Consider the following 18,011-nt stretch of genomic DNA (forward strand, 5'->3'; position numbering starts at 1 on the left):
GACACATAACTAAATTTAGACCTATACGGTAAATTTACTTTCTTCCAAGGTTCATCCTGTTAGCGCTTCTGTTTTTATCAGCCCTTAATTCGGATACTAGGTTAGTGGGTTTTATCGCTTATTGCTAACAGTCTTGCTTAGTGAATTTAATGTATTGATCTATAAAGCATACAAGAGTGTGATTCACTACCTTGTATAAGCTAGATGTCTGATCTTTTATAGGGTGGTTAATTAACCGTAAAAGTTGCTATCATTGCTGAAACAAAGAACTTGGGTGATCTGCCATGCCGACGATACCTTTTAATTCTTCATCTCCAAAAATAAATAGTAAAGCTCACTCATCCCGGTTAGAAGCGGTACTAAATACTGTTATCGACGGTATTATTACCATTAATAATCGAGGGGACATTCAAAGCTTTAACCCATCCGCAGAACGTATCTTTGGTTATGCTCCAGAAGAAGTTATTGGTAAAAATGTAAAAATGCTAATGCCAGAGCCTTACCATAAAGAGCATGACGGTTATCTTCAAAATTATTTTAATACTGGCGACAAACAGGTTATTGGAAAGGGGAGGGAGGTAGAAGCTCAACGAAAAAACGGTACTATCTTTTCTATGGAGTTAGGCGTTAACGAGATGAGTATTGCAGGTGAAACCATGTTTGTGGGGACAATTCGAGATATCTCAGATCGCAAAGGCGCAGAACAAGCGCTATTGGAAAATCAAGCAAAGCTTCAAGCCATTGTAGATAATACGGTTGATGGGTTAATAACTATTAATGAAGTTGGAAAAATTGAACATTACAATAAAGCATGTGAAGGCATATTTGGTTTTACGTTTGCTGAGGTGGTGGGTAAGAATGTAAAAATGTTAATGCCTGAACCTTATTACAAGGAGCATGACGGATACTTACAAAATTACCAGAATTCAGGTACAAAAAAGATTATTGGTATTGGGAGAGAAGTTAAAGGGAAACGAAAAAACGGTACTTGTTTCCCGTTAGATCTTTCGGTAAGTGAAGTTCATATACATGGTCGTAAACTCTATAGTGGCATTGTAAGAGATATATCAGAACGAAAAAAATCGGAAGATAGAATAGAACAAGCTAACGCTGAGTTAGAAGAGTTCTCATATCGTACGTCCCATGATTTACGGTCACCATTAGTTTCGTCTATTCGCCTCTTAGATATAGTCCAAGAGGCTATTGAAAATAATGAGAAAGACCATGCTTTAATGGGCATTGGTCGTATTCAAAAGTCGCTGAATCAACTGGAAGAGTTGGTTAAAGATATTCTTACTTTAACTTTAACCAAAAATGAGAAAGAAGACTACGAAGCAGTAAACGTAGACACTGTAATTAATGATTCATTAAATAAATTAAAACATATGGAAAATTATGAGCGCTTAAGTATTCAATTAGTTCCTCAATTTGAACAATCACTAATCACTAAAAAGAATCGGTTTGTGTTAATTGTTGAAAACTTATTATCAAATGCTATTAAATATCAAGATGTTAGCAATGATTCTTCATTTGTAAAGGTGACTACTTACCGTCAGGAAAATAAGTTTATACTAACTGTTAGCGATAATGGTTTGGGTATTCCAAAGTCACTTCAAAAGCAGTTATTTCAAATGTTTAAACGATTTCACCCTAAAACATCATTCGGGTCTGGTTTAGGGCTATATATGATGAAGAAAAGTGTGGACGTACTTGGGGGAAGGATTGAGTTTGATGATATGGATAACCTCAGTACCTTTAAAGTTACATTACCACAATCTCTAGAATGAACTATATTCAAGTCTAATATTAATCAGTGGAGTGCATAATGCCGACATCGTCAGTATTAGTTGTTGAAGATAGTGAAATTGATCAAGTCATAGCTAAATACATGTTTAATAAATTTGATGAAAATTTAGAAGTACTTCAAGCGTTTGATGGGGTAGAAGCATTAGATATTTTAAAAGGCACACAGCCACAACCTATTTTTATATTTTTAGATATTAATATGCCAAGAATGAATGGCCACGATTTTTTGAAAGCCTACGAGTCGAGCGACCTGAATTCAACCTCTATCGTTATGCTCACCTCGTCCTGCCAGCCTGAAGAAAAAGACAAATGCCTCGCCTATAACAGTGTTAAACGCTATTTGACTAAGCCTCTTGAGATTGCAGACTTAGAAGGCTTATTTAAGACTTCTTAATAAATCTAGCTTTGTTATACCTTAATAAAAGTCAGAAATGTTGGGGGTATCAATTGTGGGATCTGCATTTTTTAATATTTAACGTCTGGGATGTACTGTTTGGCTTATAGATTTATTTAGTACTTTCACTTTACATAATTACTTATTCTGACGCTCGTTACGATATAATAGCCCAAACAAGAACATTCATTTAAAGGAGTTTTTTAAAATGCCAAATTTTGTAATTGAGCACAGTGGCTCATTAACTAATCAAATTGATGCTGACACTATTATGGATAAAGTGTTTGCTGGTGCCAAAAACAGCAGTCACTTTCCTCCAGAGGCAATCAAAATTCGTGTAGAGCCTCGCCCTCAGTTTAGATTACACGATGTTTCGAAAGATTTTTTGCATGTGTCTGCTCATATTCTAAGTGGCCGTACTGATGAGCAAAAAAGTGAAATTTCGAATGCGGTACTGAGTGAGTTAAAAGAGTTGGCTTTAACGAGTGTGTTTGTTTCCGTAGAAATTGTGGACATTCACCGAGCTAGTTTTGTTGACCATACTTTTTAAACCCTGTGGCTTTTGATAAGCCAGTATTAGCAAGTAATGAAACGCTTTTTAATCGGGCCTGTATATCATGTATGGGCGTTGATATGATTAGTTCATCTATTTTTGTCGCTTCAATGAATTTTTCTAATTTATCAGTTACTTGTTGTTTTGAGCCCACTAATGCATAACGTAATATGTGTGACAACATTGCTTTCTCTGAGGCCGAGCAGTAGTTTAATAAGTCCTCCGTAGGTTTAGAAAAGGGCTTATTGATACCTTTATGCAAATTTATAAACTGTTGTTGTACCGACGTAAATAAGTAGTTTGCTTCTTCATCTGTATCAGCCACAACCGCCATTACTCCAGCCATTACGTACGCACGCTCACATTGTATTGATGATTTAAACCCTGCTCTATAGAGTGAAAGGGCGTCAAATAGTTGATCCGGTGCAAAGTGTGATGCAAACGAGTAAGGAAGACCTAGTTTAGCTGCGAGCTTTGCACTATATAAACTTGATCCTAACATCCATAGTGGGACTTGGGTATTCTCTCCAGGTATCGCTATGACCTTTTGCGCGGGAGTAGGGGGGGCCAAATATCTCTGTAACTCAAGAATATCATTTTCATAAGTATCAACTTTACTAGTGTTTCGTCGCAGTGCATGAGCTGTTGCCATGTCTGTACCTGGCGCTCTGCCTAAGCCTAAGTCTATTCTGTTTGGAAATAGAGACGCTAATGTTCCAAATTGTTCTGCTATTACTAACGGAGAATGGTTAGGAAGCATGATGCCCCCTGAGCCAATACGAATATTTTTAGTGGCAGCTCCAATATGTCCTAAAACAATTGCTGTAGCAGAACTTGCTACACCGCGCATACCATGATGCTCAGCTAACCACACTCTATGATAGTTAGTTTCCTCCGCCAAAATAGCCAATTTTCGAGAGTTTTCTAGGGCAGTTTTAACATCGCTGTCTTCGGTAATTGGTGCAAGATCAAGAATTGAGAAAGGGACCATATTGGAAGTTAACTTTTACTTTTTATGCTGCTTATAGTAAAACGCCGCTTGTAAGCGGCGTTTTGGGAAGTTTATTCGTCGTCACACTCTTCATTGCATTCACCATACAAATAAAGACTATGGTGGGTTAATTTCATATTGTGGCGCTTAGCGACTTCATCTTGGCGTTTTTCAATTACCTCGTCTTCAAATTCGATAACTTTTCCGCATTTAAGACAAACTAAATGATCATGATGCTCTTTATGGCTTATTTCAAAGACTGATTTACCACCTTCAAAATGATGGCGGTTTAATATTCCGGCATCATCAAATTGGTTGAGTACACGATATACTGTTGCTAAGCCAATTTCTTCGCCTTGATCAATCAGAATCTTATAAACATCTTCCGCACTAATATGTTGATTCTGTGGTAGTTGTAATATTTCGAGTATTTTTAAGCGTGGTAAGGTTATCTTTAAACCAGCTTTCTTCAATTCTTTATTTTGTTCCATGCGCATTCTTACAGAGAGAGTATGAGGACATTATAGGTGACCTATTTTGATTTAAAAGGCATTCCTGAGTATTTGTGTTAAGTATTTAACAAAACATTAAAAAAGGAGCTTTTGCTCCATTTTTATTTAACTTAATTCTGCTAAACATAATTCTTCGTGAATTTGTTTACACCAAGCCTTTACTCGTTCTTCAGTGAGTTCAGGTTGCCTATCTTCGTCTATACCTAATCCTACAAAATGATTCTCGTCAGCCATGCCTTTAGATGCTTCAAAATCATAGCCTTCAGTAGACCATTGTCCAACTAAAATTGCACCTTTAGCTTCAACAATATCTCTTACCATACCCATGGCGTCAAGAAAGTACTCAGCGTAGTCTTCTTGGTCACCACATCCAAAAATGGCAACGAGCTTGTCTTCAAAATCGATTTGTTCGAGTTCTGGGAAAAAGTCATCCCAATCACATTGGGCTTCTCCATAATACCAAGTTGGTATTCCAAAAAGCAGGAGGTCAAATTCAGCAATGTCTTCTTTACTGCTTTTTGCTATGTCATGAACATCAATTAGGTTTTTGCCTAATTCTTTTTGGATCATTTTTGCTATATGTTCAGTGTTACCTGTGTCGCTACCAAAAAATAGACCTACACTTGCCATCAGTGATTTTTCCTCTACGTCAATCTTATCAATATGTTAAGTCGGTTGTGTGCAAAATTAGTTTTCTATAATCCACTGCATCACACCTTTAAAAATGAAGCCTAGTGCTCCTAAAAACAACACGAAGTACACTACTACTTTTCCGATTGTAGGTACGTTATTTTTCTTTAATACGTCATGAACTACATAAGCCATAAGTAAAAATAGTCCTATAAGCGTGGCGTCTAGGGCAAAAGCTTCTATTTGTTCATAATATTCGCTTAGCATAACTCTTACTTGTTCCTGCTCACTATCCGATTTTTCCGGCGCATACTAGCATAGAGTCACTTTTTATGAAAATGATTCAAAGCTAAGTCAAACTTTAAAGTGGTTAATTCTTTGGGGAAGAGCCCATTTTTACATGGAATTGAAGAGACTCACTTAAGCTACCGTCACTTTGCATTGCTGCAATAGTTTGATCAAGCTGAGTTTTTAGTTTAGTGAGCTCTGGTCTCAAAATTATTTCTGTATGTGTTTTATCACTTGGTCTAGGAGACATGTAAAATGTGTTATCTTTAAATTCACGTAAATCGAATACTTTAGCGGCATTAAATTCGTTCATTATGGCGTAGTCGCATCGACCTGCCACAAGCATATTCATGACTGATATTTTAGAGCTGGAGTCTACTCGGTTGATAAATCCATTTTCTGTCATTTTTGTTAGGCTCGGGTAGATATAGCCATCACGGGTACATATTTTGTGACCTTTTAATTGGGATAAGGTAAATGAGTCTTCAAATGGTTTCATTTTGTATAAAAACATTCTGTGACTAAACAAAGGAATACTCGCAATCGCTTGATTTGGATTTTTGAGCCAAACTTTACTTAACAAGAAGGCGTCTATTTTATTTGTATTCAGTAAGGTTTCGTTTCTAACCCGGTTAGAATCTAAAAACTCAAAGTTTAAACCATGCATATGAGAAGCTTCTTGAAGCACATCATTAAGCAAGCCAACATAGGTGTCAGATTTTGGGTCTATGTACAAATAGGGGGGGGCCCCCGGGCTGTTTACTGCAAACTTATAGGTTTTATTAGCAAGTGCACTTTTACAAAAAATAAGCATTAAAAAGCTGACACAAAGCCACCAAAATATTGTGTTTTTTATGAGCATTGTAAAAATATTCACATTATTTTTTGAATTAAATTTGAGTACGAAATACTGAGTTATTTTACGTAAAGGTTATTTTTGTGCAAGGGTAAAGGACATAATCATCTCGTGGCAAACTTTCGGCTTTTCAGCATGTAACCAGTGACCTACACCATTGATCACTCTTGATTTGCTGTTTGGAAATAATGTTAATGTGGCTTCTTTGTGTTCGGCTAATAAGTAGTCTGATAGCTGTCCTTTGATGAACAATACGGGTTTATTAAAGGAATGTTCAGACTCAATAGCCCTTGATAGTTTTATATAATCACGCTGCAATAGTTTAAGGTTGAATCGCCAAAACCATTGATTTTCTTGGTTGTACAAACTTTTCAGTAAGAATTGTCGTACGCCACTTTCTTGAATATGTTGTGCGAGTGATTCTTCAGCTTGCTTTCGGTTTTCTAAGTGTGCTAAATCCACCGCATTTAAACCTGCTAATACCTGATTGTGGCGAGGGAGATACTTAACAGGGGCAATATCAATAATCACTAAACGTTCTACTAAAGATGCGTTATCCAGAGCAATTTGCATCGCCACTTTTCCACCTAAAGAGTGACCGACTAATGTTGCGCTATGGATATTTAAATCAGCTAAGGTTTGAGAAATAAGGTGAGCGTAGTGTTTAAAACTAAATTCTTCAGTAAAACTTGATTGGCCGTGATCTGGTAGATCGATAGATAAGACTTGAAATTGCTCTGTAAACAGTCTTCTTAGACCAGCTAGGTTATCTAAACTCCCAAATAAACCATGGATTAGGATTATCCATGGCTTTTGTGAGTCGTCTGAATGGATTTGGTAATTAACTGCGGACATAAACTAGCCTCAAATTTTACTTCTGACAATGGCCAAGAAGCATAATTATGAGGCTAGCTAAAAGCAATGAGTCCAATGTATAAAATAAGCTTTTTAGTTAAAAAGCTTTGTTAATAAATTTACATGTTGGGATAGTTAGGACCTCCTGCGCCCTCTGGCACAACCCATGTGATATTTTGACTTGGGTCTTTGATGTCACAAGTTTTACAATGAACACAGTTTTGTGAATTTATTTGAAATTGTTTTTCATCGGCTTCGTTTTCTACAAATTCATATACTCCCGCAGGACAGTACCTTTGTGCTGGCTCGTTAAACTTAGACAAGTTAATAGTGATAGGTATGTTCGGGTCTTTTAATTTTAGGTGGCATGGTTGGCCCTCTTCATGGTTAGTATTAGATAAAAATACTGAAGACAGCTTGTCAAAACTAAGAATACCGTCTGGTTTTTGGTAATCAATTTTGTTTGCTTCATCGGCTGCTAACATCAAGCTGTGATCGGCTTTTTCATCTTTAAAGTCAAAGGGTAGGCGTCCGCTAAACCAATTTTGATCAATGGTGTTATATGCCCCTCCAATAAAAGTCCCCAGTTTGTGTAATACAGGACCAAAGTTGCGGGAGCTATATAACTCATCATATAGCCAAGAATTTTTAAAGTTATCTTCAAAGGCTATTAAGTCTTGGTGCTCTTTAGTGTCTGCTTGGCTTAGAGCTTCTATTAAGGATTCTGCGGCCAATAGGCCTGACTTCATTGCGGTATGGTTGCCTTTTATTTTTGCAAAATTCAAGGTGCCAGCTTCGCAACCGACCAACAATCCACCTGGAAATGTCATTTTAGGAAGTGAGTTAAAACCACCTTTTGCAATTGCTCTTGCACCATATGAAACCCGTTTGCCACCTTCTAAATATTGCTTGAAGACAGGATGATGTTTGAGTCTTTGGAATTCATCAAAAGGACTTAAATGTGGATTCTCATAATTCAAATCTATGATCAGGCCCACAAAAACTTGGTTGTTTTCGCCATGGTATAAATATGAGCCTCCAGTTGCATCACTCAAAGGCCAGCCTGCTGTGTGAACAACTAACCCTTCTTGATGTTTTGCAGGGTCTATATCCCAAATTTCTTTGAAACCAATACCGTAGTGTTGGGGCGACTTACCTTGGCCTAAATCAAATTTTTCAATGAGCTGCTTGCCTAAATGCCCACGGCAACCTTCAGCAAAAACCGTATATTTTGCTTTTAGCTCCATACCCGGCATATATGAGTCTTTTGGTTTTGAGTTTTCATCGAGACCCATATCACCTGTTATTACACCACCTACGCTACCGTCTTGATTGTAAAGAACCTCAGAAGCTGCAAACCCCGGGAATATCTCTACACCTAGTTGTTCTGCTTGTTCTGCTAACCAGCGGCACATGTTACCCATGCTTGTAATATAATTGCCTTCATTGTGCATGGTTTTTGGTGTCATAAAAGCAGGAATTTTGGTGCCCTTATTTTCATTGTTTAACCAGTAAATATCATCTTGAATAACAGGAGTATTGAGGGGGGCGCCTTTTTCTTTCCAATCTGGAAACAGCTCATCCAGTGCTCGTGTTTCAAATACGGCTCCAGATAAAATATGAGCACCGACTTCAGAGCCTTTTTCAACAACACAAACCATGAGATCTTGTTCTTGTTTTTGAGCTAGCTGCATTAATCGACAAGCTGTAGACAAACCTGCAGGGCCAGCACCGACTATAACTACGTCAAATTCCATCGATTCTCGTTCCACTAATATGTCCTCTTTTATATTTAACTATTCATGAAAAAAATATTTAAAGCAGTTAACTATAAGCCTTATTTACTGGTGTTTAATTGTAATTTTAAGCTCATCTTCATTAAAACTGACTTCAAGAAATAACGAAAAAATCATTCAATACGTTAATGTTAATAATTCAATGATTTCAATTAAGTTGTTAATAAACAATGCTTTAACTGTTAATTTTAGGGGCCTAAATGTTTTCAAATTAACGTTTTAAATTTGTTTGTAATGTTATGATACCTGTAAACATGTTGCGCAAATACTATATTTTTGATGCTCAATAGTTAATTTGACGTGAAGAGGTGTTCAAAGTAAATTAATCACATCCTAATGTGGGAGGTATGACCACTCACTTAACACTGACATCCTGATATAGAGGTCAACATGAAAATATTAGTGCCGGTAAAACGAGCCATTGATTACAACGTGAAGGTAAGAGTAAAGCCTGATAACAGTGCTGTAGATCTTACAAACGCCAAAATGTCTATTAATCCATTTTGTGAAATTGCGGTTGAAGAAGCGGTAAGACTTAAAGAAAAAGGCGTGGCTACTGAAATTGTTGTGGTATCAATAGGTGACAAGGCTTGCCAAGAACAAATACGTACAGCCCTTGCGCTAGGCGCTGATAGAGGGATACAAATTGATACACCTGATCTCTTGGGTTCGTTACAGGTGGCCAAATTACTCCAGAAGGTTGTTGAAGAGGAAAGTCCAGACTTAGTGATTTTAGGAAAGCAATCTATTGACTCTGACAATAATCAGACAGGGCAAATGTTAGCAGCTTTGACCGGCATGCCTCAGGGGACGTTTGCTTCAGAAGTTGAAATTACAGAAGGTAAGGTGAAAGTCACAAGAGAAATAGATGGCGGCTTACAAACGGTTGAGTTGACCTTACCTGCTGTAGTCACTACCGACTTAAGACTAAATGAACCTCGCTATGCATCATTACCCAATATTATGAAGGCTAAGCGTAAGTCGTTAGAGGTTAAACCTGCCGCTGATTTTGGTATTGAATTGTCATCAGGTGTCAAGGTCTTGAAAGTAGAAGCGCCAGCACAGCGCCAAGGTGGGATTAAGGTAGCTGATGTTGCTGAACTAGTAGATAAATTAAAGAATGAAGCGAAGGTGATCTAATGACTATTCTTGTATTTGCAGAACATGATAACGAGCAGCTAAAAACAGAAACCCATAAACTAGTCCATGCAGCTACACAAATAGGTGGAGAGATTCATTTATTGGTTGCCGGTGCAGGATGTGATGCAGTGGCAACACAAGCATCAAAATTAACCGGAGTCACTAAAGTCTTAGTTGCGGATAGCTCAGAATATGCCCATCAAATGGCTGAAAATATCGCCGAATTAGTGACTGAATTAGGTAAAGAAGTAAGCCACATTCTTGCTGCTGCTACCACTACAGGTAAGAATTTCATGCCACGGGTCGCCGCTTTACTCGACGTATCGCAAATATCTGACATTATTAAAGTAGAGAGTGCAGATACCTTTGTACGCCCAATATATGCTGGTAATGCTATTGCAACTGTACAATCTTCAGATGCCATTAAAGTTGTCACCGTCAGAACCGCAGCTTTTGATGCGGCGTCACAAGACGGCTCGGCACCAGTTGAAGTTTGCTCAGTAGTTAAACCTTTAGAAAAATCAGCATTTGTGTCGGCTGAGCTAACTGAGTCAGAGAGACCTGAACTGACGGCTGCTGATGTGATTATTTCTGGAGGCCGAGGCATGCAAAATGGAGAAAACTTTAAACTATTAGATGGAATTGCAGATAAACTCGGTGCGGCTATGGGGGCTTCTCGTGCGGCAGTTGATGCGGGGTTTGTTCCTAACGATATGCAAGTTGGACAAACTGGAAAAATTGTTGCGCCTAATCTTTACATTGCAGTCGGTATTTCAGGGGCTATCCAGCATTTAGCGGGTATGAAAGATTCAAAAGTCATTGTTGCTATAAACAAAGATGAAGAAGCTCCTATCTTTCAAGTTGCTGACTATGGTTTAGTTGGTGACTTGTTTGATGTGTTACCTGAGCTTGAAGCTGCACTGTAGTTTTTCTAAGTTAAAAAAGCGATGATAGCTTAGTTATCATCGCTTTTTTGTTTGTGGAATATGTCGCTAGAAAGGGCAAGTTACATACACTTTCTCATCTTGTTTTGATTAAACAGCTACAACTGAGTTGTCTTCTAAAGATACAGGAGAAGGAATGTAAGCATCAGCTTCCCAGTCATTTTCCCATTCAGTATCATCTAATAAATACCTAAACTCATAGTTTGAATCTTTGGGTAAGTTAACAGTGGTTGTGAAGCTACCATTTTTAAGCTTTTTCATCGGCGTTGAGGCCGCATCCCAATTGTTAAAATCTCCCACTAAACTTACAGTTTCTGCTTCTTGTGCTTCTTCTTTAGATAACTTAAACGTTACCTTACAAACAGCTTTAGATTTTAAATATTGTTTTTTAAATGCCATGGTTTATCTCCTGAAGTAACAAAATTGAATGTGTACAATTAAAACAAATTAAAGTTATCTTCAGTTGCTTCGTCTTGGTGCGGTATGTTTTTGTTAGTGCAACTGTTTTTTCACTTTTTTATACTCTCTATTATTAGTTAAGTTCTAAAAACTTCTTTAAATTCATAAAATTAACTATTAATAATATAAATATACCTAATTTACTCTGCCACACTTAGGGTAACTTTAGATATGTATAATTATTATAGTGCAAAAAATATGCAAAGTTAAACCATTACAATGGATAAGGGTTCAGCGTTTGAATTTTTTAGCATATTGACTTGGAGATAAGCCCGCGTGTTTTTTAAAAAGCCGAGTAAACGAACTCAAGTCTTCGTATCCCACTTGGTTAATGATCCTTTCAATACTGTCTTGGGTGGTTTCGAGAAATCGTTTGGCAGCTTCGATACGTAAAGTTTGAATATAGTTTAGTGGTGTTTGGTCTGTTGCTTTTTTAAAGCGTCTATTAAATGTACGGGCGCCTAGATTCACTAATGGAGGAAGCTGGTTAACTGATATGTGCTGATTAAAGTGCTCTTCTAGCCACTCTTGAACAAATAATATATCTGGATCTTGATGGTACTTTTTAGCTCTTAGGGTAGCATAGGCCGCTTGGTCACCTCGGCCTATATCAATAACATGGGCTTTTGCTGTAGTAGTGGCTACGTCATGCCCACAATATCTTTCAATTAACAATAAGGCTAAGTCAAACCAAGCCATGCCCCCACCAGAACAGTAAATGTTTTGGTCAGACGTTATCATTTTTTCAGGACATAGGTTAACGTCCGGGTATCTTTGTTTAAACTGCTGCGCATACCCCCAATGAGTCGTTGCGTCCTTGTTTTGTAAAACACCTGCTTCTGCTAATAAAAATGCACCACTGCAGTTACTCGCTATATCGGCATTGTTACTAAAGTGCTTTTTAATATGGGGTAGTAAAGCCCGGTTATTATTAAGGACTGTAATTAACTCACCTCCTATAGTTGGCACCAGTAATAGGTCTGTTTCAGCTACCTCTTCAATGGCGATATGACTAGTCAATTCAATTTGGTTAATACATTTTACGGGCCGCTTTTTTATCGAAGCAATTTGTACATCAAAGAAAGGCGTTGGTGCTTCCCCAGACATACGTTGCCAAGTTACTCCAGCTAAAGCAAACAAGTCTAAGGCTCCAGTTATAGCACTGGCATAAGCTTGATCGAACCCCAAAATAGTTACTTTAAACACCCTTAATAAACCTCTTGATTAGTCATAAATAATGATGACTTATAGCTGGCTTAAATGACCATTAATATGTCATATGTGCCAATGATAGCCAACTCATAATTTTGCGATTCTTTAACAAGTTAAATTTAATCAGTTTGGTGACAAACAAGGTTTTTATATGAGTAATGAGTTGGTAAAACGTAGAGAGTTGTCTTTTCAATTGTTTGAATTGTTAGATACGAATGCGCTGTGTGAGCGAGAACGTTTTAGCGAACACAATCGTGAGACTTTTGATGCGGTTATGGATATAGCCGAGAAGATAGCCACCGAAAAATTTGCAACACACAATGCGAAAGCTGATGCTAACGAGCCTACCTTTGATGGTGAAAAGGTAACTATGATCCCCGAAGTCCAAGAGGCGTTTGATGCGTATGTTGAATCGGGCTTAATTGCTGGCAGATTTGATTTTGATGAGGGCGGAATGCAACTTCCTGAAACCATCATGACTGCCTGTGCAGGCTACTTTATGGCTGCAAACCCTTCAAGCACGGGTTATCCATTTTTAACTGTGGCCGCCGCCAATGTAATACGTAACTTCGCTTCAGAGGCTCTCAAAAATGCTTTTATGCCTCGCATGTTAACCGGTGAGTTTACTGGGACTATGGCACTAACTGAGCCCCATGCGGGTTCGTCACTAGCTGATATTCATACATCTGCTAGAAAACATGCAGATGGTAACTATCGTATAAAAGGTAACAAAATCTATATATCCGGCGGTGATCATGAGTTGTCTGACAACATAGTGCACCTAGTTTTAGCGAAAATCCAAGGTGCACCAGCTGGCGTCAAAGGTATTTCACTTTTTGCTGTTCCTAAGTTTCGTTTAGATGATGCTGGAAACCCAGCTGAACGCAATGATGTGTCTCTTGCTGGCCTTATTCATAAAATGGGATATAGAGGAACCACTTCTACCGCTTTAAGTTTTGGTGAAAAAGAAGATTGCCACGGTTATTTAATTGGAGAAGAGCATCAAGGGTTACGTTATATGTTCCTGATGATGAACGAAGCTAGGTTAGGAGTCGGTTTTGGCGCTGCAATGATTGGCTATAGCGGTTATCAATATTCTTTAGAATACGCAAAAGAGCGAACTCAAGGTCGAGTAGCTCCTCATAATAGACCTACTGATGCGCCTGCTACCATTATTCAACATGGCGATGTAAAACGTATGTTGTTAGCACAAAAATCCTATGTGGAAGGAGGCATGGCTTTATGTTTTTACGCCGCCCGCTTGGTGGATGACGCGCACACTTTGGTTGATGAGAGTGTGAAAAAACAAGCATCTGAATTACTCGATCTATTAACTCCTATCGTAAAAGCTTGGCCCTCTGAGTTTGGCCCTAAAGCGAATGACTTAGCAATACAGGTACTAGGAGGCTCAGGTTATACCCGTGAATATCCAGTGGAACAATGTTGGCGAGACAACCGTTTAAATCCGATTCATGAAGGTACTAATGGCATTCAGGCTTTAGACTTACTCACCCGTAAATTATGGCAAGCAAATGGTGCGGGGCTGGCATTATTACAAGGGCGTATGCAACAGGACTTTGAGGCGGTTACAGGGCAAGTGAGCAAACAATTAATTGCCAAGTTGCAACCATACCTACAAAAAATGCAGGGTTTGATACCTAGTTTAGGAGCAAGCTTACAGTCTGAACAACAAGCTGTTTTACTCGCTAATGCTACATGCTTTATGAACATATTTGGTCAGATAGTGATGAGCTGGATGTGGATACGTCAAGCAAATATTGCGGAGGTGGCATTGTCCACTTGGGCAAATAGCAAAGAAGAAAATCAACAAGATGTGGATTTCTATAATGGCAAAATCCAGGCTGCAAAATATTTCGTACATTGGGAGTTACCCTTAGTACAGCGAGACATTACGCTTCTTATTGATATGGATGATAGCTGTAGTGATATGCAAGCCAATTGGTTTTAACAAATTAATAAAAATACAAACAGGACACGTTATGAGAAAAGATATGTTTGATTTAACAGGAAAGGTTGCATTAGTCACAGGTGCAAGCCGCGGTATCGGTGAGTCAATCGCCAGACTTTTAGCGGCCTATGGGGCTCGGGTTATTGTATCGAGTCGTAAAATTGATGGCTGTGAGGCTGTCGCTAAGAGCATTCGAGAAGAAGGCGGTGACGCTTTTGCTATGGCCTGTCATGTGGGAGAAATGGCGCAAATAAATAATATATTTTCGGAAATCAACGAGCAATTTGGTCGCTTAGATATACTAGTCAATAATGCGGCTGCTAATCCTTATTTTGGTCATATTTTAGATACCGACTTGGCGGCATACGATAAAACAGTTGATGTGAACATTCGTGGTTATTTCTTTATGTCTACCGCCGCTGGTAAAATGATGAAACAGCAGGGGGGAGGTGTAATTTTAAATACGGCTTCTGTAAATGGTATTTCTCCCGGTATGGGCCAAGGAATTTACTCTATTACCAAAGCTGCTGTTATTAGCATGACTAAAGCCTTTGCAAAGGAATGTGGTTCACTAAATATCAGAGTAAACGCGTTATTACCGGGGTTAACCGAAACCAAGTTCGCATCTGCTTTAACGGGTAATGATAAAATATTAAAAACAGCATTGATGCAAATACCTTTGGGTCGAACTGCACAGCCTGATGAAATGGCAGGAACTGTTTTGTACTTAGTGTCAGATGCATCAAGTTATACCACTGGCACGACTGTGGTGGTTGATGGTGGTTATCTAAGTTAATTTACAATATAGAAATAAAAACAGCGGCTTTTAGCCGCTGTTTTTATTTATGGGTTAGCATAATGAATCCTACTTTATCTAAGGGGCGAGTTTTAGGGGACAAAGGATAGGTGGCTCGCTGCACAAAAATTCGCCCAAGGTCAACGGACCCCAGTCTTAAGCTTTCACTATCCTTTTGTATAATTTGTAACAAAATATACCTAGGATAAATTTTAGCTAAGATTGCTTAGTGCATAGCATTTACGGTTTAATAGTTGAAAATAGTATTCTACATCAAAGGTTTATTGAATGTTCAAACTGCGTCCCCGAGGCCTATTGGTCGCCAGTGTTACTTTATTATTTGTATCTTGTTCTGCTACACAGACTGTGAGCACACCACAAGAGTCTTTGGGAACAAACGTTGTTCCAGCATATGAAACCCTTACTACTAGTACCCAAACAGTCTCCAATACTTCAGGAGAAACGTTAACCTTAAAGCAGATTATGGCTGATCCTGACTGGATGGGGCGACAACCTATTAGTCCCTACTGGGCTGATGACAGTGCCGGTGTTTACTATCAGCAGAAACGCCTAGGATCACCATTAAGAGATTTATGGGTTAAAGAGTTAAATGATGCAAGCAACGGAAGTAAGGTTAGTATCAGTGGTAAACACCAAGAAGCATATCAACGCAGGGTGTTAGATAAGCATAGAGAAATGGCAGCTTGGGTATTCGAAGGAAACATTTTTTATAAAGATTTAAAGACTGATCAGTTAAAGCAGCTCACCAAAGACAACAAAAAACCATACAACCTTAGGTTCCTAAATGATGGTCGTTTAAGTTTTCAAAGTGGTGATAACTTTTATGGGATTGATCCTAAAACAGGGTTCTATGAATTATTAGTTACTTGGAAGTTTGCCGATAAACCTAAAGCGGTTAGTGCGCCAGATGATTATATTGCAGAGCAACAGCAAGGGCTGATCGAGGTCGTAGCCTTAAAACGGCTATATAAGCAGCAAGAGTTTGAACAGCAAAAAGTATTAGAGAAAAATAATAGCTCTGTTGCTCCCGCTAGCTTTTATTTTGCTAAAGGTAATGAAACAGTAGAAGCGAGTTTGTCGCCAAATGGAAAATGGTTAATCATTGTAGAAACTAAACAGTCTCCATGGCGTGATGACGGCGATATCATGCCAAATTATATAAATGAAAACGGCCGAATTTCACCTGATAAAGTACGCCCTCGGGTGGCTGATGTCACTCCAAAGACAGAAGATTTGTGGTTACTCAATATTGAACAACATTCAAAAAAGCCATTAAGCTACGGTAATTTACCTGGTTTTAATGATGATGTGCTAGCGTCAGTTAAACGAGAAAATGCTGCTGCAAAAGGCAAAGAATACTCTGTTAATCGTCTTCCTAGAGATATTGTTTTGTTACGTGACTGGTCATGGTCTCAAAGTGCAATTCAATGGCACAGTAACGGTGATAACGTGGCAGTCATGCTAGAAGCTTGGGATAACAAAGATAGATGGTTAACCACTGTCGATGTATCTGAAGGTAAGTTAGAAAGTCAGCATAGATTGCACGATGATGCTTGGATAAATTACAAATTCAATAGTTTTGGTTGGTTGCAAAATAGCAAAGCGCTTTACTACCTATCGGAAGAGTCGGGTTATGCTAATTTATATTTAAAACCTATTGCAGGGGCGGCTACTGCCCTTGTTTCAGGGGCATTTGAAGTTGATAACCTTACCCTAAGTCAAGACGATAACTTTGTATATTTTAAAGCTAATATTAAGCACCCAGGTATATATGAAATCTACCGAGTAGGCTTACAAAGTGGCGACGTTGAAACCTTAACTAATTTGAACGGTATGACGGATTATCAACTTAGTCCAAATGAGCAGTCTTTGTTATTAACCCATTCTAAACTGACTCGCCCACCTGAGCTTTATGTCAAAGCGTTAAATGATAGCGCCGCTAAACAGATTACCTATACCACTAGCCAAGCCTTTTTAGATATAGATTGGATTGCCCCTGATATTGTTCCTATTAAGTCTAGTTATACAGATAAACCTATTTTTTCTAGGGTGTATGCACCTAAAAACGCAAACTTTGAGTTTGATGAAAAAAGAAAAGCTGTGGTGTTTAGCCATGGTGCGGGATATCTGCAAAACTCCCATTTAGGGTGGTCTGGTTATTTCAGAGAGTATATGTTCCACAATATGTTGGTGCAGCAAGGTTATGTTGTGCTAGATATGGATTACCGCGCGTCTGCTGGTTATGGCCGAGATTGGCGAGCGGCGATTTACCGTCAAATGGGCACACCTGAAATTCAAGACTTACAGGACGGAGTGAATTGGTTAGCAGAAAACCAACATGTTGATGCCAGTAGAGTAGGGACATACGGCGGCTCATACGGTGGTTTTATGACGTTTATGGCCATGTTTAAATCACCAGATTTGTTTAAAGCTGGCGCAGCACTTAGGCCTGTATCTGACTGGGCACATTACAACCATGGTTATACATCTAATATTTTGAACACCCCTGACATTGATCCTATTGCCTATGAAAGAAGCTCGCCCATATACTTTGCAGAAGGGTTACAAAAGCCACTTCTCATCAATGCACCTATGGTAGACAGTAATGTATTCTTTGTAGATGTGGTTAGATTAGTTCAACGTTTTATTGAGCTTGAAAAACAAAACTTTGAAACAGCTATTTACCCCGTCGAATCCCATGGTTTTGTGCAGCCTAGCTCTTGGTTGGATGAATACCGCCGCATTTATAAGTTGTTTGAAACCAATCTCTAGTTAGTCTTATATTTACG

The 18,011-nt window shown here is 38.5% G+C and carries 17 protein-coding genes; 8 read left to right on the forward strand and 9 right to left on the reverse strand.

Translation table 11 applies throughout. The features are described 5' to 3' along the window. Positions 1 to 284 precede the first annotated feature (284 nt). The 3 genes from EOK74_RS08145 (at position 285) to EOK74_RS08155 (ending at position 2,750) form a co-directional block, all read left to right on the forward strand. Complete coding sequence (locus EOK74_RS08145; protein ID WP_133469483.1) at positions 285 to 1,787, forward strand: sensor histidine kinase; 1,503 nt, start codon at positions 285 to 287, stop codon at positions 1,785 to 1,787. A gap of 38 nt (positions 1,788 to 1,825) precedes the next feature. Next, positions 1,826 to 2,200, forward strand: coding sequence for a response regulator (locus EOK74_RS08150; RefSeq protein WP_133469484.1), 375 nt, complete (start codon positions 1,826 to 1,828; stop codon positions 2,198 to 2,200). Between the two features lie 208 nt (positions 2,201 to 2,408). Then, the gene (locus EOK74_RS08155) at positions 2,409 to 2,750 is read left to right on the forward strand and encodes a 5-carboxymethyl-2-hydroxymuconate Delta-isomerase (protein WP_133469485.1); all 342 of its coding nucleotides are present in this window, start codon (positions 2,409 to 2,411) and stop codon (positions 2,748 to 2,750) included. Here EOK74_RS08155 and EOK74_RS08160 read toward each other — a convergent pair. From EOK74_RS08160 to EOK74_RS08190, 7 genes are all read right to left on the reverse strand, one after another. After that, positions 2,725 to 3,744: an LLM class flavin-dependent oxidoreductase gene (locus tag EOK74_RS08160; RefSeq protein ID WP_133469486.1), complete on the reverse strand. Its 1,020-nt coding sequence runs from the start codon at positions 3,742 to 3,744 to the stop codon at positions 2,725 to 2,727. The two genes, EOK74_RS08155 and EOK74_RS08160, sit on opposite strands and share 26 nt — an antisense overlap. Before the next feature lie 71 nt (positions 3,745 to 3,815). Continuing rightward, entirely contained in the window at positions 3,816 to 4,235 is a 420-nt protein-coding gene (gene fur, locus EOK74_RS08165; protein ID WP_133469487.1) for a ferric iron uptake transcriptional regulator, read from the reverse strand. 126 nt (positions 4,236 to 4,361) lie between these two features. After that, the gene (gene fldA / locus EOK74_RS08170; RefSeq protein WP_133469488.1) at positions 4,362 to 4,886 is read right to left on the reverse strand and encodes a flavodoxin FldA; all 525 of its coding nucleotides are present in this window, start codon (positions 4,884 to 4,886) and stop codon (positions 4,362 to 4,364) included. Positions 4,887 to 4,943: 57 nt separating this feature from the next. Beyond that, entirely contained in the window at positions 4,944 to 5,153 is a 210-nt protein-coding gene (locus EOK74_RS08175) for a DUF2788 domain-containing protein (RefSeq protein ID WP_133469489.1), read from the reverse strand. Between the two features lie 103 nt (positions 5,154 to 5,256). Further along, positions 5,257 to 5,988, reverse strand: coding sequence for a substrate-binding periplasmic protein (locus EOK74_RS08180; RefSeq protein WP_166638736.1), 732 nt, complete (start codon positions 5,986 to 5,988; stop codon positions 5,257 to 5,259). A 117-nt stretch (positions 5,989 to 6,105) separates the two neighbouring features. Continuing rightward, a complete protein-coding gene (locus EOK74_RS08185) occupies positions 6,106 to 6,885 on the reverse strand; it encodes an alpha/beta fold hydrolase (protein ID WP_133469491.1) in 780 nt (259 codons plus the stop codon). A gap of 119 nt (positions 6,886 to 7,004) precedes the next feature. Beyond that, positions 7,005 to 8,642, reverse strand: a complete 1,638-nt coding sequence (locus tag EOK74_RS08190) for an electron transfer flavoprotein-ubiquinone oxidoreductase (protein ID WP_133469725.1) — start codon at positions 8,640 to 8,642, stop codon at positions 7,005 to 7,007. A gap of 429 nt (positions 8,643 to 9,071) precedes the next feature. Here EOK74_RS08190 and EOK74_RS08195 point away from each other — a divergent pair, with 429 nt between their 5' ends. Continuing rightward, a complete protein-coding gene (locus EOK74_RS08195) occupies positions 9,072 to 9,821 on the forward strand; it encodes an electron transfer flavoprotein subunit beta/FixA family protein (RefSeq protein ID WP_133469492.1) in 750 nt (249 codons plus the stop codon). Beyond that, on the forward strand, positions 9,821 to 10,747 hold the full coding sequence (locus EOK74_RS08200) for an electron transfer flavoprotein subunit alpha/FixB family protein (protein ID WP_133469493.1): 927 nt from the start codon (positions 9,821 to 9,823) through the stop codon (positions 10,745 to 10,747). Before EOK74_RS08195 ends, EOK74_RS08200 begins: the two co-directional genes overlap by 1 nt. A 108-nt stretch (positions 10,748 to 10,855) precedes the next feature. Here the strand turns inward: EOK74_RS08200 and EOK74_RS08205 are convergent, their stop codons facing one another. Continuing rightward, a complete protein-coding gene (locus EOK74_RS08205; RefSeq protein ID WP_133469494.1) occupies positions 10,856 to 11,164 on the reverse strand; it encodes an isoamylase early set domain-containing protein in 309 nt (102 codons plus the stop codon). Between the two features lie 291 nt (positions 11,165 to 11,455). After that, on the reverse strand, positions 11,456 to 12,430 hold the full coding sequence (locus tag EOK74_RS08210) for a GlxA family transcriptional regulator (protein ID WP_133469495.1): 975 nt from the start codon (positions 12,428 to 12,430) through the stop codon (positions 11,456 to 11,458). Between the two features lie 157 nt (positions 12,431 to 12,587). Between EOK74_RS08210 and EOK74_RS08215 the strand changes: the two genes are divergently transcribed. From EOK74_RS08215 to EOK74_RS08225, 3 genes are all read left to right on the forward strand, one after another. Further along, positions 12,588 to 14,405 (forward strand): acyl-CoA dehydrogenase, encoded by a 1,818-nt coding sequence (locus tag EOK74_RS08215; protein ID WP_133469496.1) that lies wholly within the window; start codon positions 12,588 to 12,590, stop codon positions 14,403 to 14,405. A 31-nt stretch (positions 14,406 to 14,436) separates the two neighbouring features. Continuing rightward, positions 14,437 to 15,201: an SDR family oxidoreductase gene (locus tag EOK74_RS08220; RefSeq protein ID WP_133469497.1), complete on the forward strand. Its 765-nt coding sequence runs from the start codon at positions 14,437 to 14,439 to the stop codon at positions 15,199 to 15,201. Positions 15,202 to 15,489: 288 nt separating this feature from the next. Then, positions 15,490 to 17,994, forward strand: a complete 2,505-nt coding sequence (locus tag EOK74_RS08225) for a S9 family peptidase (protein WP_133469498.1) — start codon at positions 15,490 to 15,492, stop codon at positions 17,992 to 17,994. Positions 17,995 to 18,011 lie beyond the last annotated feature (17 nt).

Source organism: Paraglaciecola marina (genome assembly GCF_004360155.1).
GTDB lineage: Bacteria > Pseudomonadota > Gammaproteobacteria > Enterobacterales > Alteromonadaceae > Paraglaciecola > Paraglaciecola marina.